The sequence below is a fragment of the Nocardiopsis sp. TRM 82005 genome, from assembly GCF_056312425.1.
The window spans coordinates 124,439-150,176 of record NZ_JBWDTQ010000017.1 but is presented as its reverse complement, the minus strand read 5'-3'; the positions used below and the strand labels follow the sequence as shown (position 1 = coordinate 150,176).

20 protein-coding genes and 1 pseudogene are annotated in these 25,738 nt (G+C 69.4%); 15 read left to right on the top strand and 6 right to left on the bottom strand.

Annotated elements, in window-relative coordinates; all coding sequences use genetic code 11:
- The first annotated feature begins 238 nt into the window (after positions 1-238).
- From nirB to AC0T5L_RS14215, 11 genes and pseudogenes are all read left to right on the top strand, one after another.
- Positions 239-2,746: a nitrite reductase large subunit NirB gene (nirB, locus tag AC0T5L_RS14265; RefSeq protein ID WP_476165938.1), complete on the top strand. Its 2,508-nt coding sequence runs from the start codon at positions 239-241 to the stop codon at positions 2,744-2,746.
- On the top strand, positions 2,743-3,111 hold the full coding sequence (gene nirD / locus AC0T5L_RS14260; protein ID WP_476165937.1) for a nitrite reductase small subunit NirD: 369 nt from the start codon (positions 2,743-2,745) through the stop codon (positions 3,109-3,111). Before nirB ends, nirD begins: the two co-directional genes overlap by 4 nt.
- On the top strand, positions 3,108-4,268 hold the full coding sequence (locus tag AC0T5L_RS14255; RefSeq protein WP_476165936.1) for a uroporphyrinogen-III synthase: 1,161 nt from the start codon (positions 3,108-3,110) through the stop codon (positions 4,266-4,268). Before nirD ends, AC0T5L_RS14255 begins: the two co-directional genes overlap by 4 nt.
- Positions 4,269-4,355: 87 nt before the next feature.
- Positions 4,356-5,048 (top strand): sirohydrochlorin chelatase, encoded by a 693-nt coding sequence (locus tag AC0T5L_RS14250; protein ID WP_476165935.1) that lies wholly within the window; start codon positions 4,356-4,358, stop codon positions 5,046-5,048.
- A 149-nt stretch (positions 5,049-5,197) separates the two neighbouring features.
- Positions 5,198-5,779, top strand: a pseudogene (locus AC0T5L_RS14245) (dual specificity protein phosphatase family protein); the annotation flags it as partial.
- A gap of 194 nt (positions 5,780-5,973) precedes the next feature.
- A complete protein-coding gene (locus tag AC0T5L_RS14240) occupies positions 5,974-6,705 on the top strand; it encodes a septal ring lytic transglycosylase RlpA family protein (protein ID WP_476165934.1) in 732 nt (243 codons plus the stop codon).
- 140 nt (positions 6,706-6,845) lie between these two features.
- The gene (locus AC0T5L_RS14235; protein ID WP_476165933.1) at positions 6,846-10,433 is read left to right on the top strand and encodes a TM0106 family RecB-like putative nuclease; all 3,588 of its coding nucleotides are present in this window, start codon (positions 6,846-6,848) and stop codon (positions 10,431-10,433) included.
- A gap of 192 nt (positions 10,434-10,625) precedes the next feature.
- Positions 10,626-10,946 carry a hypothetical protein gene (locus tag AC0T5L_RS14230; RefSeq protein WP_476165932.1) on the top strand — a complete coding sequence of 107 codons (321 nt, stop codon included), beginning with the start codon at positions 10,626-10,628 and terminating at the stop codon, positions 10,944-10,946.
- 72 nt (positions 10,947-11,018) lie between these two features.
- Positions 11,019-11,534 (top strand): hypothetical protein, encoded by a 516-nt coding sequence (locus AC0T5L_RS14225; RefSeq protein WP_476165931.1) that lies wholly within the window; start codon positions 11,019-11,021, stop codon positions 11,532-11,534.
- Positions 11,535-11,608: 74 nt separating this feature from the next.
- On the top strand, positions 11,609-12,844 hold the full coding sequence (locus tag AC0T5L_RS14220) for a site-specific integrase (RefSeq protein ID WP_476165930.1): 1,236 nt from the start codon (positions 11,609-11,611) through the stop codon (positions 12,842-12,844).
- A 132-nt stretch (positions 12,845-12,976) separates the two neighbouring features.
- Complete coding sequence (locus tag AC0T5L_RS14215; RefSeq protein ID WP_476165929.1) at positions 12,977-14,296, top strand: hypothetical protein; 1,320 nt, start codon at positions 12,977-12,979, stop codon at positions 14,294-14,296.
- Between the two features lie 252 nt (positions 14,297-14,548).
- On the opposite strand, the gene AC0T5L_RS14210 is transcribed toward AC0T5L_RS14215, so the two are convergent.
- Positions 14,549-15,079, bottom strand: coding sequence for a hypothetical protein (locus AC0T5L_RS14210; protein ID WP_476165928.1), 531 nt, complete (start codon positions 15,077-15,079; stop codon positions 14,549-14,551).
- Between the two features lie 201 nt (positions 15,080-15,280).
- Here AC0T5L_RS14210 and AC0T5L_RS14205 point away from each other — a divergent pair, with 201 nt between their 5' ends.
- The gene (locus AC0T5L_RS14205; protein WP_476166020.1) at positions 15,281-15,625 is read left to right on the top strand and encodes an ankyrin repeat domain-containing protein; all 345 of its coding nucleotides are present in this window, start codon (positions 15,281-15,283) and stop codon (positions 15,623-15,625) included.
- A gap of 66 nt (positions 15,626-15,691) precedes the next feature.
- Here the strand turns inward: AC0T5L_RS14205 and AC0T5L_RS14200 are convergent, their stop codons facing one another.
- Positions 15,692-17,077, bottom strand: coding sequence for an amino acid permease (locus AC0T5L_RS14200; protein WP_476166019.1), 1,386 nt, complete (start codon positions 17,075-17,077; stop codon positions 15,692-15,694).
- 293 nt (positions 17,078-17,370) lie between these two features.
- Between AC0T5L_RS14200 and AC0T5L_RS14195 the strand changes: the two genes are divergently transcribed.
- Complete coding sequence (locus AC0T5L_RS14195) at positions 17,371-18,645, top strand: sensor histidine kinase (protein WP_476165927.1); 1,275 nt, start codon at positions 17,371-17,373, stop codon at positions 18,643-18,645.
- Complete coding sequence (locus tag AC0T5L_RS14190) at positions 18,642-19,295, top strand: response regulator (protein ID WP_476165926.1); 654 nt, start codon at positions 18,642-18,644, stop codon at positions 19,293-19,295. The genes AC0T5L_RS14195 and AC0T5L_RS14190 overlap by 4 nt, the downstream gene beginning before the upstream one ends.
- A gap of 80 nt (positions 19,296-19,375) precedes the next feature.
- Here AC0T5L_RS14190 and AC0T5L_RS14185 read toward each other — a convergent pair whose 3' ends face one another.
- The 4 genes from AC0T5L_RS14185 to AC0T5L_RS14170 form a co-directional block, all read right to left on the bottom strand.
- The gene (locus AC0T5L_RS14185; protein ID WP_476165925.1) at positions 19,376-20,143 is read right to left on the bottom strand and encodes an alpha/beta fold hydrolase; all 768 of its coding nucleotides are present in this window, start codon (positions 20,141-20,143) and stop codon (positions 19,376-19,378) included.
- A gap of 12 nt (positions 20,144-20,155) precedes the next feature.
- Positions 20,156-20,968, bottom strand: a complete 813-nt coding sequence (locus AC0T5L_RS14180) for an exodeoxyribonuclease III (RefSeq protein ID WP_476165924.1) — start codon at positions 20,966-20,968, stop codon at positions 20,156-20,158.
- Positions 20,969-20,991: 23 nt separating this feature from the next.
- The gene (locus AC0T5L_RS14175; protein ID WP_476165923.1) at positions 20,992-21,981 is read right to left on the bottom strand and encodes a tyrosine-type recombinase/integrase; all 990 of its coding nucleotides are present in this window, start codon (positions 21,979-21,981) and stop codon (positions 20,992-20,994) included.
- Between the two features lie 954 nt (positions 21,982-22,935).
- Positions 22,936-23,952, bottom strand: coding sequence for an acyltransferase domain-containing protein (locus AC0T5L_RS14170; RefSeq protein ID WP_476165922.1), 1,017 nt, complete (start codon positions 23,950-23,952; stop codon positions 22,936-22,938).
- A 119-nt stretch (positions 23,953-24,071) separates the two neighbouring features.
- On the opposite strand from AC0T5L_RS14170, the gene AC0T5L_RS14165 reads away from it, so the two are divergent.
- A complete protein-coding gene (locus AC0T5L_RS14165; protein WP_476165921.1) occupies positions 24,072-25,703 on the top strand; it encodes an AMP-binding protein in 1,632 nt (543 codons plus the stop codon).
- Positions 25,704-25,738 lie beyond the last annotated feature (35 nt).

Genomic DNA, 25,738 nt, shown 5'->3' with positions numbered 1-25,738 from the left:
CCCACCACCACTGTCCACGCCACCCCCCACCCCCCAAGCATGTGACCAAACACCCAACCACCCCCGCCAACACCCCACACGGCCACCCCACCCAGGGCCTTCACCCCCATCACACGCCCCCCACCTGCGACGGGAACACAACGAAACAACCACGACACACACGGCTGACCCCAGGGAAACACCCCCCAGGTTGCCTGAAAACCTGCCCGCCCCCGCAGCAGGAGGAGCCGCACACCCCATGGAAGAACTCGTCGTCATCGGCAACGGCATGGTCGGCCACCGACTCACCGAAGCACTACGCGACCGCGACAGCGCCCACCACTGGCACATCACCGTCGTAGGAGAAGAACCCCGCACCGCCTACGACCGCGTGGCCCTGTCCTCCTACTTCGACGGCGCCACCGCCCAGGACCTGTCCCTGGGCCAACCGAGCGGCCCCCACACAGACGTACACGTCAACGAACGCGCCACCGCCATCAACCGCGCCAACCGCACCGTGACCACCGACTCCGGCCGCCTGCTGCCCTACGACCGCCTGGTCCTGGCCACCGGATCCACCCCCTTCGTGCCACCCATCCCCGGCCACGACCTGCCCGGCTGCCACGTCTACCGCACCATCGAGGACCTGGACGCCATCACCGCCTCCGCCCAAGGCGCCCGCACCGGCGTGGTCATCGGCGGCGGCCTCCTGGGCCTGGAAGCCGCCAACGCCCTACGCCTACTGGGCCTACAAGCACACGTGGTCGAACTCGCCCCCCACCTGATGCCCGCCCAGATCGACGAAGGCGCCGGCGCCCTACTACGCACCCTGATCACCGACCTGGGCGTACAGGTCCACACCGGAGCCGCCTCCACCGCCGTACAAGCAGCGGACAACGGCCACGCGGCCCACCTGAGCCTGGACGACGGCACCCACCTGGACACCGACCTGGTCGTGTTCTCCGTGGGCATCCGCCCCCGCGACGACCTGGCCCGCGACGCCGGACTCACCATCGGCGAACGCGGCGGCATCGCCATCGACGACACCTGCACCACCAGCGACGCCCACATCCACGCCATCGGCGAAGCCGCCAACCACCACGGCACCGTCTACGGCCTCATCGCCCCCGGCAACGCCATGGCCGAAGTCGTCGCCGACCACCTCGTGGGCGGCCCCGCCACCTTCACCGGCGCCGACACCTCCACCAAACTCAAACTCCTGGGCGTGGACGTAGCCAGCTTCGGCGACGCCCACGGCCGCACCCCCGGCGCCCTGGACGTGGTCGTCAACGACGCCGCCAGCGGCCGCTACGCCAAACTCGTACTCTCCGACGACGCCACCACCCTGCTGGGCGGCGTCCTGGTCGGCGACGCCACGACCTACGCCACCCTGCGCCCCCTGGTCGGATCCCCCCTGCCCGGCGACCCCCTGGCCCTGATCACCCCCGAGGGCGGAGCCAGCCTGGGAGCCGACGCCCTACCCGACTCCGCGCAGATCTGCTCGTGCAACGCCGTCACCAAAGGCGAACTGACCAAAGCCATCAGCTGCGGAAACCACGACGTGCCCGCCCTGAAGGCCTGCACCAAGGCAGGCACCAGCTGCGGCTCATGCGTACCCATGCTCAAAAAGATCCTCGCCCAGGCCGGCATCGAACAGTCCAAGGCCCTGTGCGAGCACTTCCCCCAATCACGCGCCGAACTGGTCGAGACCATCCGCGCCACCGGCACCACCACCTTCTCCGCCCTCATCGCAAGCCACGGCACCGGACACGGCTGCGACATCTGCAAACCCGCCATCGCCTCCATCCTGGCCTCCCTGGGCAACGGACACATCCTGGAAGGCGAACAGGCCACCCTGCAAGACACCAACGACCGCTACCTGGCCAACATGCAACGCAACGGCACCTACTCAGTCGTGCCCCGCATCCCCGGCGGCGAGATCACCCCCGACAAACTCATCGTCATCGGCCAGGTCGCACACGACTTCGGCCTCTACACCAAAATCACCGGCGCCCAACGCATCGACCTGCTCGGCGCCCGCCTGGAACAACTCCCCCACATCTGGAAACGCCTGGTCCAAGCCGGATTCGAATCCGGGCACGCCTACGGCAAATCCCTACGCACCGTCAAGTCATGCGTGGGCACCACCTGGTGCCGCTACGGAGTCCAGGACTCAGTCAGCCTCGCCATCCGCCTGGAAGAGCGCTACCGGGGCCTGCGCTCACCCCACAAACTCAAGTCCGCCGTCTCCGGCTGCGCCCGCGAGTGCGCCGAAGCCCGCAGCAAAGACTTCGGCATCATCGCCACCGACCAGGGCTGGAACCTGTACGTGGGCGGCAACGGCGGCTTCACCCCCCGCCACGCCGAACTGCTGGCCTCAGACCTGGACGAGGAAACCCTCATCCGCTACATCGACCGATTCCTGATGTTCTACGTGCGCACCGCCGACCGCCTCCAGCGCACCGCGCCCTGGATCGAGTCCCTGGACGGGGGACTGGACCACCTGCGCGACGTCATCGTCCACGACTGCCTGGGCATCGCCGCCGAACTCGAAACCGCCATGGAAGAGCACGTGGACACCTACACCGACGAATGGGCCGCCGTCCTGCAAGACCCCGAAAAACTCTCCCGCTTCGTCTCCTTCACCAACGCCCCCCACACCCCCGACCCCACCATCAGCTTCACCACCACCCGCGACCAGCCCGTACCAGGAACACCCGTGAGCTTGGGCATGCCCGCCCACCGCCCCCAGGAGGCCACCCGATGACCACCACCCAGACACCACCCACCACCTGGATCAACGCCTGCCCCACCGAGCAGCTACGCCCCGAGGACGGCGTAGCCGTCCTCCTTCCCGACGGAGGCCAGATCGCCCTGTTCCGCACCCGCGAACAACACCTGTACGCCGTGGACAACATCGACCCCTACACCGGAGCCGCCGTCATCTCCCGAGGTATCGTCGGCGACCGGGCGGGAGAGCCCACCGTCGCCTCACCCATGCTCAAGAACGTCTTCTCCCTGCGCACCGGCCAAAGCCTGGACGACACCGACGTGCGCCTGGCCACCTGGCCCGTCCGCGAGAACAGCACCACCGTGCAAATCGCCACCCGCGCCCAGGAGGCAACCCCATGAACACCCTGCCCCACGCACCGCCCACGCCCGCGCCCACCACCACCGCGCCCCTGGCCGGATTCACCGTCGCCGTCACCGCCGCCCGCCGCGCCGAAGAACTGAGCGCCCTACTGGAACGCAAGGGCGCCCAGGTCATCGCCGCCCCCGCCCTGCGCATCGTCCCCCTGAGCGACGACCAGCGCCTGGTCTCAGTCTCCGACCAACTCACCCGCCAACCCGCGGACATCGTCGTGGCCACCACCGGCATCGGCTTCCGCAGCTGGGTGGAGGCCTGCGAAACCTGGGGAACAGTCGAACAACTCCTCAACAGCATGCGCTCCTCACGCCTGCTGGCCCGCGGCCCCAAAGCCAAAGGCGCCATCCGCGCCGCCGGACTCACCGAAGAATGGTCCCCGCCCTCTGAGTCCTCCGCCGAAGTCCTGGACTACCTCCTGGACCAAGGCGTGGAAGGCCTGCGCATAGCCGTCCAACTACACGGCGAACCCCTGCCCGACTTCACCGCCGCCCTACGCCTGGCCGGAGCCGAAGTAGTCGAAGTACCCGTCTACAGATGGACCCAGCCCGAGAACACCGCACCCCTGGACCGCCTCATCGAAGCCCTCACCACCGGGGGAGTGGACGCGGTCACCTTCACCAGCGCCCCAGCCGCGGCCGGACTACTGGCCCGCGCCCACACCACCGGACACCAGAACCAACTGATCCAGGCCCTACGCGGCGACGTACTGGCCATGTGCGTGGGACCGGTCACCGCCCGCCCCCTCATGGCCCACGACATCCCCACCGTGTGGCCCCAACGCGCCCGCATCGGCGCCCAGGTCCGCAAACTCACCGAGGAACTGCCCGCACGCTTTCCCACCCTGAACGTGGCAGGACACCGCCTACGCCTGCGCGGCCACGCCGTCCTGGTCGACGGCACCGTCCACACCCTCTCACCCGCCCTGATGCGTGTGATGCGCGAACTGGCACGCCGCCCCGGACAGGTACTGCACCGCTCCCGCCTGCTCACCTGCCTAGGCGAGGACGCCGACACCCACGCCGTGGAAACAGCCGTGGCCAGACTGCGCACCGCCCTGGGCGCCCCCGCCATCGTCCAGACCGTGGTCAAACGCGGCTACCGACTGGCCCTGGAGACCACCGACTGCACCCACCAACCCTGACCACACCGGGGGAGGGCCCCCAGGGCACCGGCACACCAGAGCGAGGAAGGACGAAGCGGCCCCCGCCAGGGAGCCCCGCACCAGACCATGCACCACGACCCCACCCTGCTGCTGGCCGTCCACGGCACCCGCGACCCCCACGGCACCGCCGTGGCCCACTCCCTGGCCCTGCGCGTGGCCGAGGTGACACACCGCCCCACCCGACTGGCCTTCGCCGACGTACTCACACCCACCGTCGGCGACATCGCCGCCACCACCCCAGGCCCCCTGGTGGTCGTGCCCGCCTTCCTGGCCTCGGGCTACCACGTGCGCACCGACATCCCCCGCCAACTCGCCCTCGCAGGCCGCGCCGACGCCGTCATCACCCCCGCACTGGGCGACCACCCCGCCGTACTGGACACCGCCACGCGCCGCCTGGCCCAAGCCGGCCACCGGCCCGGCGACGCGGTCGTACTGGCCTGCGCGGGAACCTCCAACGCCCAAGCGGGCACAGAACTCGACCAGGCCCGGACCCGACTGGCCCAGCGCCTGGGCACCCCGGTGGCCCCGGCCTTCATCGCCACCGGCCGCCCCACCGTCACCGAACAGGTACGCCGCCTGCGCGCCCGGGGCCACCGCCGGGTGGCCCTGGCCAGCTGGCTCCTGGCCCCGGGCCTGTTCCACGACCGCCTGGCGAGCGCGGGCGCCGACGTGGTGCCGCGCCCGCTGTGCCCGGACGCGGCCATCGCCCACGCCGTGGCCGCCCGCTACCACCAGGCCGCCATCGCCCAGCCCGTGTAGAGCCCACACGGCGAACCCGGGGTGCGCGCAAACGACGAGGCCCGCGCCGAGGGTGGTGAAGGGCGACCACGCGGGAACCCCACCAGAGGGAACCCCCACCCCGCAACGCCCACGAGGACGGCCATGCCCCCACCCCCGCCCACGACCCCGCCCACGGCCACCACCCCGGGCTCTGGCCCGAGCACCCCGTCCTGGCCAACGAACCCCGCCGCCTACCGCCCTTCGCCGTCCCCCACCCCCTGGACCCCCACCTCCTCCTCGGCAACCTCGACCACCTACGCGCCCGCCCCGACACCGTCGACGCGGTGGTCTCCCTGTGCCGCACCCACCCCAGCGACGCACCCCACCTATCCGACACCGACTGGATCCGGGTGTGGCTACACGATCGCGCGGGCGCCAACACCAACATGCACTTCACCCTGGAGGAGGCCGCCGCCACGGTCGCCGCCCTGCGCGCCGAGGACAAACGCGTGCTCCTGCACTGCTGGGCCGGCGCCTCGCGCACCCCGGCCGTAGCCACCCGCTACGCCGTGGCCGCCCTGGGCGCGCCCTGCCTTCCCACCCTGGCCGCCATGATCCGCACCGTCGGAGGACACCTGGACAACCCCAGCCTGTCCACGGCCGTCGCCCAGCTCAGCGGCATAGACCTGCCCGACCCCGCCAGCACCCTCTTCCCCCACGGCATCCCGCCCCGGCGCCCCGAACTGCCCGAACCCCACATCACCGGATGACAAGTTCCACAAAACACCCATTTCCGGTACCGTTACCCTCGCGTTACCCCTAGGATCCGCGTCCAGACCCCGCGCACCACCCGGCGGCCCCGACTCCACCCGTGCCACGCCCTCCCGCGCCCCGGGGCATGACACCCCGCGACCTCCCAGGAGCGGACCCGCCACGACCTGTTCCCGTTCGAAGGACTCCCGCCGTGGGCACACACCAACCCCAGCCCCCTCCGGGCGACCAAGGCAGCACCCGCACCAGCGCCTCCGTCGGCCCCCGCGTGGCAGCCAAACGCTCCCGCCGCAAACGCACCCTGATCCTGGCCTCCGCCACCGGACTGACACTGCTGGTAGCAGGAACCGCCACCGCCGCGCTCATCGCCACCGGAGCCGACCCCGACACCACCACCAGCACAGCGGGCATCCCCAACGCCGACCCCGACCCGCTGGTCACCGACGACACCACCGCCGAACCCAACCAGGACCTGCGCCAACGCGCCGAGGAAGCCATCGCCTCCGCCACCCAGAACAGCAGCACCCAAGGCTCCGACATCCTCGAAGAACCCGAGGAAACACAAGAGCCCGAACCCGACGACAACGACAACGGCAACGAAGGAGGAAACGACAGCGACCAGGAACCCACCGGCCAAAGCGGCACCTGCCAGGCCTCCTACTACGGCGCCGCCCTCGCCGGAAGCCCCACCGCCAACGGCGAGACCTTCGACCCCAACGCCATGACCGCCGCGCACAAAACCCTGCCCTTCGACACCCAGGTCCAAGTCACCAACCCCGACAACGGCAAGTCCGTGACCGTGCGCATCAACGACCGCGGACCCTTCGTCGACGGCCGCTGCCTGGACCTGTCCACCGTCGCCTTCGACGAGATCATCGGCACCAGCGCCGGCGTCGGCCAGGTCCAATGGCAGGTCATCGGCTAAACACCCCCCACCCCAGCCACCATGTGCCCCACACCGCCACCCACCGGTACGGGGCACACACGCCTGTGAGCACCCACACCCCACCACGACATGACACAATCCCCAACACCCACCACCGACACCACAAGGGGAGCAGGGGCGTGTTCCGCACCACCACCGGCTGGGTCATCTCACCCACCGACCTCGTCGACACCCTGGAATGCGACCACCGCAACGCCCTGAAAGCCGCACTGGCCGCCCGCCTACCCGGCGCACCCTCCCCGGACAAAATCGACCCCCTCATCGCCCACCACGGCCACGTCCACGAACAAGCCGAACTCCAACGCCTGAGCGAGCTGTTCGACGACATCGCCCACATCCCCGAACCCCAACCCGACGACACCTCCCTGGCCGCCGCCGCGACCGCCACCGCCCAAGCCATGGCCCACGGAACCCCCGTCATCTACCAGGCCAGCTTCCACCACCCCCTGACCACCACCGCACAACCCGTGGCCTTCCACGGCCGCGCCGACTTCCTCATCCGCTCCGACCTGGACCCCACCACCGGCCAACAACGCACCCCCACCCCCCACACCTGGACCTACGAACCCTGGGACACCAAACTCACCCGCCGCCCAGGACCCAGCGCCGTCGTCCAACTGGCCGCCTACGCCCACGCCATCGCCCACACCACCGGCCACACCCCCCACCACATGCACCTCCTCACCGGCGACGGCCACACCCACACCCTGCGAACAGCCGAATTCACCCCCATCCTGGCCACCATCACCACCCGCCTCCTGGACCGCCTGGCCCACGAACCCACACTGCCCACCCCCACCTGGGCAGAGCCCCGCCCCGCCTGCGAGAGCTGCGGCTACAACACCTGGTGCTCCCAAGGACGCACCGCCGCCCGACACCTGTCCCTGGTCGCCGGCCTACGCACCGACCAGGCCACCAAACTCACCGACACAGGACTCACCACCATCGACGCCCTGGCGGGCGCCCGCGACGAACAGCGCCCACCCACCCTGCCGCGCCGCTCCTTCGACCAACTACGCGCCCAAGCCGCCCTCCAGGTACGCCAGGACACCACCCGCACCCCCGCCAACCCCCAGGGCACCGTCACCGCCGAAGTCTTCGCCCCCGACGGCCTGGCCAGCCTGCCCGCCCCCAGCCCCGGCGACGTCTTCTTCGACATGGAGGGCTACCCCTACCACTCCCGCGAAGGCGAACGCGGCCTGGAATACCTCTTCGGCGCCACCACCGAAGACACCAACGGCAACGAGACCTTCCACGCCTTCTGGGCCCACGACCGCACCCAGGAAAAGAAAGCCCTGGAGGACTTCGTCGACTTCGCCCTGGCCCGCATCGACACCGACCAGGGCGCCCACATCTACCACTACGCCTCCTACGAAGCGGACCGCCTCAAACACCTCAGCTCGGAGTTCGCCACCCGCGAGGAGGAAGTCAACCAACTCCTGCGCGAAAACCGCCTGATCGACCTGTACACCGTGGTCCGCAAAAGCCTGCGCGTGTCCCAGCGCTCCTACTCCATCAAGTACCTCGAACCCCTCTACCTGGGCACCGCACGCTCCGGAGGCGTCACCACCGCCACCTCCAGCATCGACGCCTACGCCGCCTACCTGAGCGCCACCGAGGCAGACCACCACGACCAGGCCCGACAAGTACTGGCCGACATCGCCGCCTACAACCGCGACGACTGCCACTCCACCGCACGCCTACGCGACTGGCTGGAGGACCACCGCACCCACCAGGGCATCACCGACCGCCCCCTGGTCCAGCTCGAACTCACCGAGACCGAAACCGAACGCGCCCGCAAACGCGCCGAGAAGGCCGCCCGCCACACCGCCCTGACCCAACCCCTGCTGGAACAGGTCCCCGCCAAAGCCCAAGAACGCGACACCGACCACCACACCCGCGCCCAACTGGCCGCCCTGGTCGGCTACTACCAGCGCGAGAACCTTCCCCCCTGGCGCGAGCACTACCGGCGCACCAACGCACCCCTGACCGACCTGGAATCAGACACCGACTGCGCCGTCCCCTTCCAGGTCCGCGCGGGGGAGTGGGTCCACCCCACCGGACGCCAACGCAAATCCCGCCGCGAAATCACCATGCGCCTGGACACCGCCCACCCCCACCCCTTCACCCCCGCCCAGGACGTCCACCTGCTCTACCCCGGCGCCCCCGGACAGGCCGCCACCACCACCCAGGCCAAGACCACACACACCGAAGCCGACACCCTGACCATCACCGAAACCTGCGACCCCGACGCCACCTACTCCCGGCCCCCCGTCGCCGTCCTGCCCGGCTCCCCGGTCAACCCCGCCCCCAAGGACGGAGCCCTGGAATCGGTGGCCCGCACCGCACTGCCCCACCTGCCCGACTGGCCCCACCACCCGGGCCTGGACGTACTGCGCCGCATCCCGCCCCGCCTGAGCCCGCCAGGCCCACTACCCGACCCGGCCGAACACGGGGGCGACCTGATCGCCGCCACCATCACCGCCGTGGACCGCCTCCACAACTCCTACCTGGCCGTACAGGGCCCACCCGGCGCCGGAAAAACCTACCTGGCCGCCCAACTCATCACCCACCTGGCCCGCCAGGGCAAGAACGTGGGCGTGTGCTCCACCAGCCACAAAGCCGTGGAGAACGTCATGTCCGCCGCCCTGAGCGCCGCCGACACCGCCGGAGTCCGCATAGCCGCCGCCAAACGCGCCAAAGCACGCGGCAAGGACTCCGCCGAAACCGAACCACCCTGGGAACAGCCCTCCACCGCACAGGCCCTGGCCACCTGGCGCAACAAACGCACCGCACAAACAGAACCCGTCCTGATCGGCGGCACCGCCTGGGCCATGTCCAACGCCGCCATGATCGCCGACCCCCTGGACGTACTCATCATCGACGAGGCCGGACAGTTCTCCCTGGCCGACACCCTGGCCGTGTCCGCGGCCACCCACAACCTCGTCCTGCTGGGAGACCCCCAACAGCTACCCCAGGTCGTCCAAGGCACCCACGGCGAAGGCGCCGACGCCTCCGCCCTACAGCACCTGATGGCCAACCGCCACATCATCGACCCCACACGCGGCTACTTCCTGGACCAGACACGCCGCATGCACCCCACCGTGTGCTCCACCGTCTCCTCCCTGGCCTACCAAGGCCGCCTACACGCCCACCCCACCACCACCCACCGCACCCTGACCACCCTGGAACCAGGCGTGTACATCCGCCCCACCACCCACCAGGGACGCACCACCCACAGCCCCGAAGAAGTCCAGGCAGTGGTGGACACAGCCACCCGACTGGTGAACGAAGAACTCACCACCCGCCCGGACCAGGGCCCGCGCCCCCTGACCGGCCACGACATCCTGGTAGTGGCCCCCTACAACGTGCAGGTACGTGCCCTGCGCCGCGCCCTGGCAGCGGCCGCCCGCCACCTGCCCGCCCTGGAAGGGGTGCGCGTGGGCACCGTCGACCGCTTCCAAGGACAAGAAGCCGCCGCCGTCATCTGCTCCATGACCACCTCCAACGCCGCCGACACCAGCCGCGGCACCGCCTTCGTCCTGGACCGCAACCGGCTCAACGTCGCCCTCTCCCGCGCCCAACTGGTGGCGACGGTGGTCTTCTCACCCGACCTGCTCACCACCGCCCCACGCAGCATCGACGAACTACGCCTACTCGCCTCCTTCACCGCACTCCTGGACAACGCCCGCCCCTGGACCCCCTGACACATCCGCCACCGGTTCCACACACCCCCTGGGTGGAGTACGTTTTACACAGCACCACACCCGACCCGAACGCCCCCGCGCGCCCGGGCGGGCGCCATGCGTGTTCGACGGCCCCACCGCCCGCATCCTCGGTACGGGCGCGCCCCGTCCGCCCTGGCCCGCCACCTGTTCCCGAAAGGCACCACGGCCCCCGTGTCTGACCGACCCTCCGCCCCCGGCGGCGGCCGCAACACCCGCCACCCCACCGGCATCCGCGTCGTCCTCGCCCTCATGGCCCTGTTCGCCCTGGTCCTGGGACCAGTGGGCTACCTGCGAGGCATCACCGCCCACGCCCACGCGGGCTCAGCGGCCGAATGGTTCACCCTGGCCTTCGGCGCCGCCGTGGGCATCCCCTTCCTGGCAGCCGCCGTGGCCACCGTCGCCGGAGACCGCAAAGCGGCCCTGTGGTCACTGGCCCTGCTGGTGTGGCCGGTGGTCTTCGTCACCGCCCTACACCTGACCCAGGCCACCTGACCTCAAGGGCCGACCCCCGCGCCCGCCTGCGCAGGCCGAACACCGCCGCACCATCGGCGGTAGGCTACCGGCGTGTCACCGAAGAAACGCAAACGCCGCAAGGACCTGCGCCCCGACACCGCCCCCGCCCAGGAGACCCGGGCGGGCACGGAACACACGGGCACGAGGCAGCACACCACGGGGGACAGGATCAGCCGCACCCCGGTGGTGATCGCCGACCCGCCCGACCGCAGGATCACCGCACTGTGGGTGGTACTGGCCCTGCTGTGGGCGCTGGGCACCCCACTGGCACTGGCCAACCTGCTGTTCGTGGTCATGGACCTCCAGCAAAGCGCCCTGTCCGTGCAGGACCCCGCCACTCCGCTACCGCAGGAAAACGTGGACGCGGTCGGCAACGCCCTGATCTGGGTACTGGTCCTGGCCCTGGTGGTCCCGTCCGCCTCAGCCGTGGCCGCACTGGTGCTGCGCCGCAAAACCGCCGCGATCGGCTTCACCGCCGCCCTGGTCCTCTCGGCGGTACCACTGCTGTGGGTCATGCCCCCCGCCGAACTGTGGGACGCGCTGCACACCCACCTCCTGGGCACCTGACAACCACACAAATCCGACCCGGCCCCGCGCCGCCTGCCGTGCCCGCGCCCGTTCTTGGGCCATCATGGATAACCGTGAACACACCCCGACCCACCCACCACACCCAGCCCACCGACGAGGCCGCCCTCCCCGAGCCCGTACGCGCCCGCCTACAGCGCACCACCCACAGCGTCCTGGTCGACACCCGCGCCCTGGCCCAGGTGCGCGAGCGCTTCGACACCGAGCAGGCCCACACCCTGGGCCGGTACCTGGCCAACGCCCAATCACCCAACACACTGCGCGCCTACCGCACCGACTGGACCTCCTTCACCGCCTGGTGCCTGGCCGAACACCGCCAGTCCCTGCCCGCCGACCCGGTGGACGTGGCCGTGTACCTGGCCGCCTGCGCCCACACACGCACCGCCGACGACACGGCCTGGGCCCTGGCCCCCTCCAGCATCGAACGGCGCTCCGCCGCCATCGCCGCCGTCCACGGCGCCCACGGCCTGGAATCACCCACCCGCTCCGAAGTGGTGCGCATGACCCTGCGCGGTATCCGCCGCACCCGCAAGGTGCGCCCGCGCCGCAAGGACCCGGTGGTACTGAACACCCTGGAGACCCTGCTGTCGGTACGCCCGGGCCACCACCACCCGGCGGGGGTGACCCGGCGGCGCGACGCCCTCCTGCTCCTGACCGGGTTCGCCGGGGCCCTGCGCCGCACCGAGCTGGCCTCACTCACCTTCGACGACGTCACGGTGCGCACCGACGCCTCCACCGCAGCCCCCGCACTGGTGGTGCGCCTGGGACAGACCAAAACCGACCAGGAGGACCGCTACGGCCAGGTGGTGGCCCTGCCCCGGGGACGGCACCGCCACACCTGCCCGGTGTGCGCCTTCGCCGACTGGTCCCAGCTGCTCACGGCCCACCGCGAAGGCGCTGACGAGGCGGTGCGCGAGCTGCTGGCGCAGGCCGGCCCCGGCACCCCGCCGGCACACCTGTGCCAGGACTGGCACGGCACCGAGCTGTCCGACGGCTCCCAGCGACCGCTCCTTCCCACAGTGGACCAACACGGCCACATCGGGCAGCGGTCGATGTCGGGCCGGGCCGTGGGCGAACTCGTCAAGCGCTACGCCCGACGAGCCGGACTCAACCCCGACGACTTCGGCGGACACTCCCTCAGATCCGGATTCGCCACCCAGGCCGCGCTGAGCGGGGCCAGCGACCGCGAGATCATGCGCCAGGGCCGCTGGACCAACCCGCGCACGGTGCACGACTACATCCGCACCGCCAACCCGCTGGAGGACAACGCCGTCACCCGTCTGGGCCTGTAACCCAGACCACACCAGCAACTCTGGTGTCTCAGCTTGTCAACGAACCCCCAGCAGTACTCGAAATCACCCGTTAAAGTGCGATCCTTCCCTGATGAGACATTAGGTTGGTTGCGTGAGAAAGGGGACGGTCCCATGGTCGACGAGTTTCGTGCAGCATTCCAAGAACTGATCGACGCCTCCGTCGCCACCGACCCCCAACACTTCCCCCCAGCCGTCCACAAGGTCTACCTCCTGGCCTCCCAGATCCCCGCCTCCGAACGCGAACTCGCCCTGGAAGCCCTGGCACCCCTGCTCTCAGCGGACCACGCCGCCCCCGGCATCATCGCCGACCTGTCCGTGGTCGCCGGAGCCCTGGTCGAAATGGGCACCGACCCCGGCCCCACCGGCCCAGAAGTCCTCCACCGCCTACGCACCATGGGCAAGGGCGCCATCGTCTTCGCCCGCTCCTGGGAGCGCACCGGCGGCGGCACCCCGCCCGACCCCGACACCGTCACCGCCGACGCCGAAACCCGCGTCGCCGCCGACCTGGGCCCCGACGCCCCCAGCGCCACCATGTGCTGGTGGACCATCCGCCGCCACGGCCTGGCCGCCAAAACCATGCTCAGCGAACCCACCGTGCGCGCCCACATCCGCAGCACCCCCTCCCTGCACGCCGAACTCGTCGCCATCGCCAACCAGCTCAGCGACCTACTCACCGAGTTCGACGAGGTCCGCGCCCTACTACGCATGTCCGAAGCCACCAGCGCCCTGGTCATGGACCGCCACTCAAAACGCGCCTTCCGCGTCCTCTTCGACGGCATCGGCGACAACTCCCAACTCCACACCCTGCTCGCCGACGCCCTCATCGGCCCCCACCGCCAGGGCCTGCCCGGAGAACCCCCCGACCCGCGCTGGGTCACCGCCTTCCGCGACGGCGCCCCCGACCCCGCCGCCCACACCGTCCGCGGCTGGTGGAACATGGTCGCCCACGACGGCACCTGGGTGTGGAACGAGGGCGCCCCCGCTGAAATCCCCACCGTCGACGGCGAACACGTCGTGGTCCTGGACGAACAGCCCTACCCCCGCTCCTGGAGCGCCGCGCGCCGCCACCCCCAGGTACACGGCTGGCTGGAGGTGGAGTCCGAACTGGGCACAGAGGAAACAGCCCTGTGGTGGAAGCGCATCGCCCCGGCCGAACCCGCCATCCCCAGCACCGACGAAGAGGACGACTACCCGCCCCTGCCCGAACCGGTGGTGCTCCAGGCCAAGGACGCACCCGAACCCGACCGGGTACACGGCCCGCCGGCCGGGGAAGCACCCGCCCCGCAACCCGAGAGCGCCCCCGCCACCGAACCCGTGCCGACACCACCACCCGAGCCCGCACCCACACCCGCACAGGCGGGCAACGGGTTCCTACCACCCCTGCCCCCGGGGGTGTCCAAGAGCGCCAACTGGGGCCCCACCTGGCGCTGACCGCCACCCCCGCGCCGCCGGAGCGGACCCCACCACACGGTCACGGCGCTCCCGACCCCGCACCCCCACGCAACGAACATCACCCAGAGCGACGACACGGTCGCACCCTGGCGTGCGGCCACCCGCCAGGGCAGGAACGGCCACGGCGACCAGCCGCGCACTCCACCACCCCGCGCCACCCGCGCGGACCAGCGCCACCACCAGGCCCACGAAAACCACCGCTCCCGGGGCCCACCGGCCCCGGGAGCGCCCTCAGGCCCGGTGACGAGGCGTGTGGACACCCGCGGCGGCCGCGGCCACCGGCCCCCGCCCAGAGCCCTCCTCATCATCATCGCCGTACAGGCCCTCGAAGTACTCCTCCTCAGCGAGCCCCTCCTCCGAGCGCGCCCCACGCCAGCGCCCACCCACGAACAGGGGAGCCACCAGCACCACCACAAACGGAACGAACACCCCCAAGGGCAACAGCACCAGCGCCCCCTCGCTCCCGGGCACCTGCGGCAACCGCTCCAACAGGTGCATCCGCAACAGCGACACCGCGCTCAGCGCCCCCACCGTCAACGCCGCACCGAAGGGCAGCATCGGCGTCAGCCGGGCGGGAACCGCGGCCAACGCCACCAGCAGGCCCACGCCCACCAGCCCCGCCACGGCCAACGGCCCCGAACCCTGCAAAACGCCCAAACCAGCGGTGTGCAAACCACGCAAGTGGGCGAACGCCCACCCCGAGGCCAGAACCAGCACAGGTCCCACGATCAGACCAGACAGGAAACCAACGAAATGTCGCACGGGGGTGCTCCTCTCAGGGGTTGCGCAGCACCCTAGCGGCAAAAGCGATCCTCAGCACCACATCCCACCATGACCGACACCGCGCCACCTCACCCCCACACACCACCCCGCCAGCGCCCCCCACCCCCACTAAGCTGGGCAAACGTGAACAGCCAACAACACCCCGAACCCGACCCCGACGTCATCGAACTCGCCACCCGCATGTTCGACCACGCACGCACGGGACAGACCACCACCCTGGCCCAGTACCTGAACGCCGGACTACCGGCCAACCTCACCAACGACAAAGGCGACACCCTGCTCATGCTGGCCGCCTACCACGGCCACACCGACACCGCCGCCACCCTCATCGAACACGGAGCCGACCCCAACCGCCTCAACGACCGCGGACAGTCCCCCCTGGCCGGAGCCATCTTCAAGGGAGAAGACTCCGTGGTCCACCTGCTCACCGAACACGGAGCCGACCCCGACACAGGCACACCCACCGCCCGCGAAACCGCCCAGATGTTCGACAAACAGGACCTACTAACCCTGTTCGAGAACTGAACCGACCCACCACCACACCCAAAGGGCCCGGCCTCCACAACAGGAGCCGGGCCCAACGAACAAGACCTACACCGCATCAGGGGCACGGCGCAACGCATCAGCATCCGCACGACCAGGCACCTGCAACACCCGGTCACTGGGCACACTGGCACCCCAACGGCGACGCACCTCATAGGCCGCCAACGCCACCAGCACCGACCCCACCGACGCCACCAGCGCCTGACGCTGATCGGGCAGGACGACCATCGCCGCAAAAATCGTCACCAGACCACCCAACACCACCCACGTCAGGTACGGAAACGCCCACATACGCAAGGTCAACCGCTCAGGCTCACGCTTGCGCACCCGCGCACCCACCACCAGCTGCGAAGCGCAAATGGTCAAGAACAACACCAGCAAAATCGCACCGATGGAAGCCACCAGGAACGGAAACACCCGGTCAGGCCACAAGTAGTCAGCCACCACCGCCGCATACCCCACCACAGTGCCCAACAGGATCGCCCGCACCGGCACACCACGCCGACTGATCCCACGCAGCGCACGAGGCGCGTCCCCCTGCCGCGTCAAGGTGAACAACATCCGCGAAGAGGTGTACATCGCCGCGTTGAGCACACTCAGCACCGCGATGAACACCACGATCTCCATGATCAAAGCAGCCCCGGGCACACCCACATGCTCCATCACCGCCACGAACGGGCTACGCCCCGGCTCCACACCACTCCAGGGCAGCACCATCACCACCACCAGGATCGAGGCCACATAGAACAACCCGATACGCCAGAGCACGTTGGTGATCGCCGAAGCCACACCCCGCTCAGGCTCAGCGCTCTCACCAGCAGCCACCGTGATGATCTCCACCCCGCCAAAGGCGAACAACACCACCACCGTGGCCGCCAACACCGCAACCCAACCGTTGGGCGCGAACCCGCCGTGCTGCCACAGATTGGCCACACCAGAACCATCCGAGCCACTCCACAACCCCAGCGCCCACAAACCACCGATCAACAAGAACGCCACGATCGTGGCCACCTTGACCAGGGAGAAGAACGACTCGGTCTCAGCGAAGACACGCACCGAGACCAGGTTGGCCGCCGTCATCGACAACAACACCAACAACGCCAGCGCCCACCCCGGAACCCCCGGAACCCACTGGCCCAAAATCGCCGCACCGGCCACCGACTCAGCGGCCACCAGCACCGCGTACATCCACCAGTACACCCAGCCAATGGTGAACCCGGCCCTGGGACCAAAAGCCAACCGGGCGTAGTCGGAGAAGGAACCACCCGCGGGAACCGCCACCACCATCTCGCCCAAGGCACGCAGGGTGAAAAACACCAGCGCACCAGCCAGCACATAGGACAGCACCGCGGCCGGCCCCGCCAACTGGATCACCGAGCCAGAACCGATGAACAGCCCGGCCCCCACCGAACCACCGATCGCGATCAGCGCCATGTGGCGCCGCCGCAGTGAATGAGCCAACCCGCTGCCGTTGGCACCTGCTTCGTTGGCCGCCCCCGAGGGCGGCGTCACACTGCTTCTCATCCGGCCAACCTTAGGCACATCTCACTCCTTGGACTTTCGCCGCCCCACCAAAACAGCCCATGACCCCACCAATGTGAAATAGCTAACACCACACGACAACCAACACCCCACCCACACACCACCGGGGGAGTAGGACACCAACACACCGCCCTCACACCCCAGAGGGAAACGCACCCACCCCCACCTATGCCACGATCAGCCACGTGCGCCACCTCACCCCGCTCCTGCGCCCACTCACCAGCACCCACACCTACCGCCGCTGGGCCTACCTCGTCATCGGCGGCGCACTCCTGACGCCCTACGCCATGGCCGCCCTGGTACTGGCCACCCTCATCGCCGAACGCACCAACACCACCCTGACCTTCCCCATCCACGCCCTGGCCGCCGCCACCGCCCTGGCCGCCGTAGCAGCCACCGCCTACCTGCCCGGCACCCGCAACGCCCAACTCCACCTGGCCCACACCCTGCTACGCGGCCCCCTGACCCACACCCCCCGCCCCACCACCACCTGGCGCACCAGCGCCCGCACCAGCGCCTGGCTGTGCCTGCACATGATCACGGGCATGGCCCTGTGCCTGGCCACCATGACCGCCCTCACCGAAGCCGCCCTCCTGGCCATCGCACCCCTGACCGACCACCCCCACACCATCGCCCAAGGCCCCCTGACCTTCGTCGGCGCCCACACCCTCACCCCCACCCAACGCCTCCTGGCCCCCCTCACCGGCCTGGCCCTGCTCACCGCCCTGCTCTACACCATCGCCCTGACCGGCCACCTACTCGCCCACGCCGCACCCCACCTGCTGGGCCCCTCACCCACCGAACGCCTGGCCGCCGCCCAAACCCACGCCCACACCCTCGCCGAACGCAACCGCCTGGCCCGCGAACTCCACGACTCCCTGGGCCACGCCCTGTCCGTGGTCACCCTCCAAGCCGCCACCGCCGCCCGCCTACTCGACACCGACCCCGACTTCGCCCGCCAAGCCCTCACCCACATCGCCGAACAGACCCGCACCGCCACCGCCGACCTCGACCACGCCCTGGGCATCCTGCGCGAGGACACCCACACCCCACGCACCACACCCCCCGACCTGACCCACCTGCCCCACCTGGCCCAAGCCACCCAACACACCGGCACCAACCTGACCTGCCACATCAACGGCGACCCCGCCCACGTACCCGCCCTCCTCTCCCGCGAGACCTACCGCATCAGCCAAGAAGCCCTCACCAACGCCCTACGCCACGCCCCCGGCCAACCCCCCACCCTGCAACTGGACATCACCCCCACCACCCTGACCCTGACCATCACCAACCCCCTCCCCACACCCACCCGCACCCGCCCGTCCCAACGCACCCGCCGCGCGCACGGCGTCACCGGCATGCAAGAGCGCGCCCACCTGCTCGGCGGCACCCTCACCGCCGGACCCCGCGACACCACCTGGCAACTCACCCTGCACCTGACCTGGAAAGAACAACCGTGATCCGCATCAACCTGGTCGACGACGAAGCCCTCATCCGCGCAGGACTGGCCGCACTGATCAACGCCGAGGACGACATGGAAGTCACCGGCCAGGCAGCCGACGGCGCCGACGTACCCGACCTGACCCGCCGCACCCGCCCCGACCTGGTCCTGATGGACGTACGCATGCCCCACCTGGACGGCATCCAGGCCACCCACACCCTGCGCACCCACCCCCGCCCGCCCCGCGTCATCGTCCTGACCACCTTCGACAACGACGACTACGTCTGGGGCTCCCTGCGCGCCGGCGCCACCGGATTCCTCCTCAAACGCACCCCGCCCGAGGACATCCTGGCCGCCATCCGCATCGCCCACCGCGGCGAAACCCTGCTCTTTCCCACCGCGCTACGCCACCTGGCCGCCACCCAACCCACCGCACCCACCCCCGCCGCCCAGGCCGTGGACACCCTCACCGAACGCGAGTCCCAAACCCTGACCCTCATGGCCCAAGGACTCACCAACGCCGAGATCGCCCACCACCTGTTCCTGGGAATGGAGACCGTCAAAACCCACGTCTCCCACATCCTGACCAAACTCGGCGTCCGCGACCGCACCCAAGCCGTCATCGCCGCCTACGACTCCGGCCTCATCCGCCCCAACACCGGCCGCTGACCACCCCACACACAAAAAAAAGGGGGCGGAGGCCACCGCACCCCCGCCCCGACAAGGTCAGGCCCACCAACACCCCAACCTCACCCCTCCTCGGCCTCCACCGCACACGGCCCCCGCAACTCCCGCAACCGGGCCTGCTCACGCACAGACACCACATCAGCCGCATCAGCCACGATCCGCGAGAAATTCACCGGCTGGTCCAGGTTCACCATGTGCCCCGCCCTCGGCACATTCACCAGCCGCCCATCCGCACACGTGTCAAAGAACCGCTTCTCATGGATCCGAAAATGATCCCGCGCCCCGTTGATCAACCACACCGGCCCCGAATACGCCGACAACGCCTCCAACACATCCATCTCCGAGACCGCGTCAATCACCGCAGTGGCCGCCTCCACAGCCAAACCACCGTCCAACACCGCTTCCGCCGCACCATCACGCAACGTCAACCGGTGAAAACGCTCATTGACCGCCGCACCCTTGTCCGGCAACCGATCCATCAACACCGCCGGCACCCGATACAGCTGCGCCAACAACTGGGCGGGCTTGGCCGTGCAACCAGCCGCCACCAACCCCGCCACCCGATCCGGAGCCGACCCCGCCGCCGCAATCGAGACAAAACCGCCCATACTCAACCCCACCAGTAGGGCACGACCCCCCACACCATCAATCGCCCCCAACACCGCATCCACCGCACCACCCAGCGAGAACTCCTCACCCCGCCGCGACCCGTGCCCGGGAAGATCAGGCGCCACCACCGTGCGCCCCTGAGCCTCCAACAACTCCACCTGCGGACGCCACATACTCCTCGACATCCGCAACCCATGCACCAACACAACCGGCACACCCATGAACATCTCCTCCTACCGAGCCCCGTAGCGCACCGTCACCGGAGCATGATCAGACCAACGCCCCCCATGCTCGACCGCACGCTCCACCCGCGCCGACACAGCACGCGCCGCCAACCCCGGCGTGGCCACCTGCAAATCAATCCGCCACCCCGCGTCATTGTCAAAAGCCCGACCCCGATAGGACCACCACGTATAAGGCCCCTCCTGCTCCGGATACAACGCCCGCACCACGTCCACATACCCGGCCTCACCAAAGACCCGGGACAGCCACGCCCGCTCCTCAGGCAAGAACCCCGCACTCCTGCGATTGCCCCGCCAATTCTTCAAATCCACCTCAGCATGAGCGATGTTCCAATCCCCGCACACCACCAGCTCACGCCCCTGCTCCTGAACCTCACGGCGACGCTTGACCAGATAGGGCAGGAACGCCTCCATGAAACGCTCCTTCTCCTCCTGGCGACCAGTACCCACCTCACCCGAGGGCAGATACAGGCTCGCCACCGTCACCCCGCCCAGATCCACCTCCACGTACCGGCCCGAATCCTCAAACTCAGCAGCACCAAACCCCACCCGCACCCCATCGGGCTCAACACGCGAGTACACCGCCACCCCAGCACGCCCCCGCGCCGACGCCGGCACCAACACCACATGCCACCCATCAGGCTCAATCACCCCAGCAGGCAACTGCTCAGCCTCAGCCCGCGTCTCCTGCAAACACACCACATCAGCCTCGGTCGAAGCCAACCACCCGACGAACCCCGGATCCTTCTTCGCCGCAGCCCGCAGACCGTTCACGTTGACACTCGAAACCACCAAAGAACTCATCACAAGCAAAGACTAGCCACACCTCACCCGCCCCCGTCCTCAGCCGCCAAACGCCGCAACACACCATAGGTCCGGTTCGACGAGGCCGCCTCCCGCTGTGCCCGAGCCGTCACCTCGATATAGGCCTGCGACGAAGCCACCGACGCGTGCCCCAGCAAATGCATGATCTCGGTGACCGAGGCCCCGTCCTCCGCCAACCGCGTCGCGAACGTATGCCGCAACGCATGCACCAACGTCCCCCGCGCCACCCGGTCGTGCACCCCCGCATGCCGGTAACACTGCTTGACCAGATACTGCAGCCCACCCCGCCGCAGCCCCTGCCCCCGGCGGTCCACCAACAACGGATCCGACCCCCGCACCGTCCCGAACCGCTCACGCCGCGACACCAGATAGGCCTCCAGCAAAGCCTCCAGCGGCACCTCGATGGGCAAGATCCGCTCACCCCCGCCCTTGCCCACCACACGGATACGCCGCTCACCCGCACGCCCACCCACCGACTCCACCCGTAGCGCGAGCATCTCCGCCGACCGCATCCCCGTCAACAACGCCAGGGCCAGAACCACCAGATCCCGCTCCGGCCACGGATCACGCGCCCTACGCGCACCCCCGGCCAACGCCTCCAACAACCGCTCAGGAGTGTCCTCACCCATCAACGGCTTGGGAACCGAGGACCGCACCCGAGGCCGCGGCACCGCCGACATCGGATTGCCAGCCACCACCTGCTCCGACACCCAGAAAGCAAAGAACCCGTTCCACGTCGACCACGCCCGCAACACACTGGAGGCAGCCCGCTGCCCAGCGAACTCAGCGAACGCCGCCCGCAGCACCGGCGCCCCCAAATCCGCCCACACCACCTGGTCGGCCTCCACGCCCACCACCTGAGCCACACACCGCAACACCGCATGCAGATCACGCCGGTAAGCAGCCACCGTGTGAGGGGAGGGCTTGGCAGCCCGACGTGCCACCAGATACTGCTCAACGGCCTCGACCACAGGCCCCGTCTGACCACTCATACCCACAGCATCCCCGATCCCGCGGGAGCTCCCGCCACCCCTGCCACGAACCCCGCAGCCGCCAGAGAGGACAGGAGGAGGAACGGGGGAGCCGTGCACGAGGAATCGGCCCCCGTGTGGAGGGGAGCGAGCCAACAGGCCGGGGGAGAGCCCACCCCACAGCGGAAACCCTGGGTGCATGAACCAATGCATGCGGTACTCAGCCCGACGGCAGGCCGCGCACCACGGCCCGGGGCAGGGGAGTGGGCGCTCCCACCCGGACTCCCGCACGCGAGCAACCCCCTCGGAGCCTCGCCGGAAAGCCCCGCCGAAGGCGGCGCGCCGGAACGAGCCACGGGGGAGCAGGGGAGGCGGGCGCGTGCGAAGCCGAAGACGCTCATCCACCCGAGTACCACAAACCACGCATAAGAACACAGAAACCTACAAACTCATGCATAACACGGTTTATGCATGAAACATGGAGGCACCCGCCATCCCATCCAGAGCACGGGAACCCCCGCCGGCAGGCGACCCTCACGAGCGGGACCCCACCCACCGCACCGCCCAGCGGAGCCCCGCCGCACCCAGACCCAAAGGCAAGCCGAGCACACCCACCCACCAGCCACACTGGCCCTGAACAGGAAGGACACCAAACCAACCCAAGACGCGCGCCTTCCAGCGGCCACCCAACGGCACAGGACGAAGACAGCGAGACCGAGCAGCCGGGGCCGAAGCGAGCGCACGCATCCAACCCCTCCAGCCACGGGCCACAGGCCCCACAGGCCCGGAGACATCCACGGCCACACCAGCCGACTCACAGCAGCACCAAACACCCGGCCGCCCGCCACAGGCCCCGCACAACCCCTTCCCCACCTCCACCACAAACGCCGATAATGCACATTATGTCAAGTAGAAGTATCGGATGCCCCCAGCACCACACCCTCACAATCCTCCAAAAACCCCAACCACCAACAACTACTCCGGCAACCGCAACCACCCCGTACGCACCTGCCACGACCCACCCGACTCCAACCGCTCCACCACCGCACGCTCCAACCGCGTCCGCCGCGGCGCCGCACCCACATCCACCACCGGCATCCCGAACACGAACCGGAACACATCCGCCTCCCCCGGCTGCCCCTCACCCACCAACGTGAACCGACGCTGGAACCGCACGATGTTGGACCCCTCCCCCAACACCTCACCCCACTGCGGATCCAACAACCACGACGTACACGTGGCCACCACCGGATCAAAACCCAGATGCTCCCGGGCAAACCCCCGCGCCCGGCCCAACGCCCCATCCACCGACACCGGATCCAACCCACCCGTGGGAATGTGCAACCGCAGAGCCAGATCCCCCCAGCCCATCCCCGCGGCCCCCGCCCCCGGATACCACTCCACACCGCCCTGATCGACCAGCAAACCCGGCTCGAACTGCAAACCACCCACCCAGTACAAGCGCCCACGGAACTGCGCAGCCACCCACGCAGCCGTCTCCACACTCAACCGGCCAAACATCCGACGCGACCGCGCCACCTGCACACCCACATCAGCCAGCGTCGCCACCGTCACCGAACGATCAACACCCAACGCCCCATGCGCCAGAAACTGCTCCGGAACCCGCGCCGCGAACGCCCACAACGACGCCACCCGCACCCGCGGATCCTCCGCATCCACCAACGGAGGCCAATCCCGCCACCGACCCACCGGCAGATCCGCATCCGCACACAAACGCCGGTACATGCACCCCACCAAGTGCCACAGCTCCGGCGGCCACTCCCCCTCAGCCGTCCCCGAACCCGGCCACAACGCCTCCACCTCGGCCCGGTCCACCGCGTCCAAAGCAAACAGATCCAACACCCGCGAGGCCTCATCCCCCACCGGCACCTCCAGAGCCCTCACCGGCTCCGGCAGCCGCTCAGCCTCCTCCAACCACACACGCACATCCGCGCCCAGACCAAACCGTTCCACCACAGCGACGCTATCCATCCCCACATCATGACCGACCTTCCACCCCACGCGCGAGTGAGGCCAGCCTCACAGGTGGGCATAGTCTTGACGTAACCCACAGACACCACCACACCAACCGAAAACGAGGACCACCACCGATGCCCGTGCCCGACCCGGCGCACCACGTCCGCGACTGGCTCGCCACCTACGACACACCCACCACATCGGTGGCCCACCTCCTCTGCGACCGCCACAACCCCCACACCACCGCCACCACCGAGATCGGCCCCACCCTGGCCGCCACCACCCTCACCTTCGACCAACTCACCGAACGCTCCCGCACCCTCGCGGCCGGACTCGCCGACCTGGGCATCACCACCGGCGACCGCGTCGCCACCCTCATCCCCAAGGGCACAGACCTCACCGTCACCGCCCTGGCCACCTGGAGGCTGGGAGCAGTCCTGGTCCCCCTCCTGTCCTCCCTCGCCCCCTCCGCCATCACCGAACGCCTCACCGACTCCAACGCCCGCCTGATCGTCTGCGAAGCCGAGTACCGCAACAAACTCGACCCCGAACCAGACACCACGCCCTCCCCCACCCCGCACATCGCCACCACCGGCACCCACCCCCTGCGCGAGGGCGACCACACCCTGACCAGCCTCACCGAACGCGGCGCCACCGCCCCGCCCGTCCCCGACACCGCCGTCGGCGGCAGCGGACTGCTCGCCATCGTCTACGTCTCCAGCGTCATCGGCCCGCCCCGCGGCGTACGCGTACCCGTACGCGCCCTGGCGGCCATGCACGCCTACCACCACTACGGCCTGGGCGTACAGGACGACGACGTGTACTGGAACACCGCCGACCCCGGCTCCGCCTACGGCCTCTACCACGGCCTCATCTCACCGCTGCTGGCCGGACACGGATCCCTCGCCCTGCGCGCCGGGTTCTTCGACCCCGAACTCACCCTCGACGTGCTGGGCATCTACGGCGTCACCAACCTGGCCACCGACCCCACCACCTACCGCACCCTGCGCGCCGCCACCAAGACGCTGCCACCCGAGGTGATGGTCCAGCGCCTGGCCAGCGCCGGAGAACCCCTGGCCCCCGACGTCATCGACTGGGCCACCGACATCTTCGGCGTACCGGTGCGCGACCACTACGGACAGACCGAACTGGGCTGGTGCGTGGGCATCCCCAACGGCGACACCGACTCGGACGCCTCGGACCCGCCGCCCGGAGCGATCGGCCCCGCACTGCCCGGCTGGCAGGTCGAGGTCCTGGAGGCCATCTCCGACGACCCCGCTCCCCCGGGCACCTACGGGCGTATCGCGGTGGACCTGGCGGACAGCCCCCTGGCCTGGTTCGAGGGCTACGTCGGCCACGAGGGCGCCACACAGGTGCGTTTCACCCCCGACCACGCCTACTACCTGACCGGGGACACCGGGATTCGTGACCGTGAGGGATCCATCTTCTTCTCCACCCGTGACGACGGTGCGATCCTGACCTACGGCTACCGGATCGGTCCCACCGAGGTGGAGACGGTGCTCAACACCCATTCGGCGGTGGAGGAGTGCGGGGTCTACTCGATCCCTGACGAGCTCGCCGGGCAGGTCATCGGTGCCCGTGTGGTCCTGGCCCCGGGCCGGGACGCCGATCCTGAGCTGGCCGAGGAGCTCAAGGAATGGGTGCGTGATCGGATCGCCGAGCACGCGGCCCCACGGGTGGTGGACTTCGTCGACGAACTGCCCAGGACCGCCTCGGGCAAGATGCGGCGGGCCCGCCTGCGGTGAGCGCGGGCCCCTCCCCCGGCCGCGTGCGGTGCTGT

Excerpts from the sequence above, each read along its gene's own strand:
- AC0T5L_RS14185 (WP_476165925.1), bottom strand. The coding sequence starts at position 20,143 with ATGGGTGTGCCGGTTGTGTTGGTGCATGGGTTGCGGATGTCGAGGAGT.
- AC0T5L_RS14205 (WP_476166020.1), top strand. The coding sequence starts at position 15,281 with ATGTTCGACCACGCACGCACGGGACAGACCACCACCCTGGCCCAGTAC.
- AC0T5L_RS14170 (WP_476165922.1), bottom strand. The coding sequence starts at position 23,952 with ATGGATAGCGTCGCTGTGGTGGAACGGTTTGGTCTGGGCGCGGATGTG.
- AC0T5L_RS14255 (WP_476165936.1), top strand. The coding sequence starts at position 3,108 with ATGAACACCCTGCCCCACGCACCGCCCACGCCCGCGCCCACCACCACC.
- nirB (WP_476165938.1), top strand. The coding sequence starts at position 239 with ATGGAAGAACTCGTCGTCATCGGCAACGGCATGGTCGGCCACCGACTC.
- AC0T5L_RS14175 (WP_476165923.1), bottom strand. The coding sequence starts at position 21,981 with ATGAGTGGTCAGACGGGGCCTGTGGTCGAGGCCGTTGAGCAGTATCTG.
- nirD (WP_476165937.1), top strand. The coding sequence starts at position 2,743 with ATGACCACCACCCAGACACCACCCACCACCTGGATCAACGCCTGCCCC.
- AC0T5L_RS14215 (WP_476165929.1), top strand. The coding sequence starts at position 12,977 with ATGGTCGACGAGTTTCGTGCAGCATTCCAAGAACTGATCGACGCCTCC.
- AC0T5L_RS14165 (WP_476165921.1), top strand. The coding sequence starts at position 24,072 with ATGCCCGTGCCCGACCCGGCGCACCACGTCCGCGACTGGCTCGCCACC.
- AC0T5L_RS14200 (WP_476166019.1), bottom strand. The coding sequence starts at position 17,077 with ATGGCGCTGATCGCGATCGGTGGTTCGGTGGGGGCCGGGCTGTTCATC.
- AC0T5L_RS14180 (WP_476165924.1), bottom strand. The coding sequence starts at position 20,968 with ATGAGTTCTTTGGTGGTTTCGAGTGTCAACGTGAACGGTCTGCGGGCT.
- AC0T5L_RS14250 (WP_476165935.1), top strand. The coding sequence starts at position 4,356 with ATGCACCACGACCCCACCCTGCTGCTGGCCGTCCACGGCACCCGCGAC.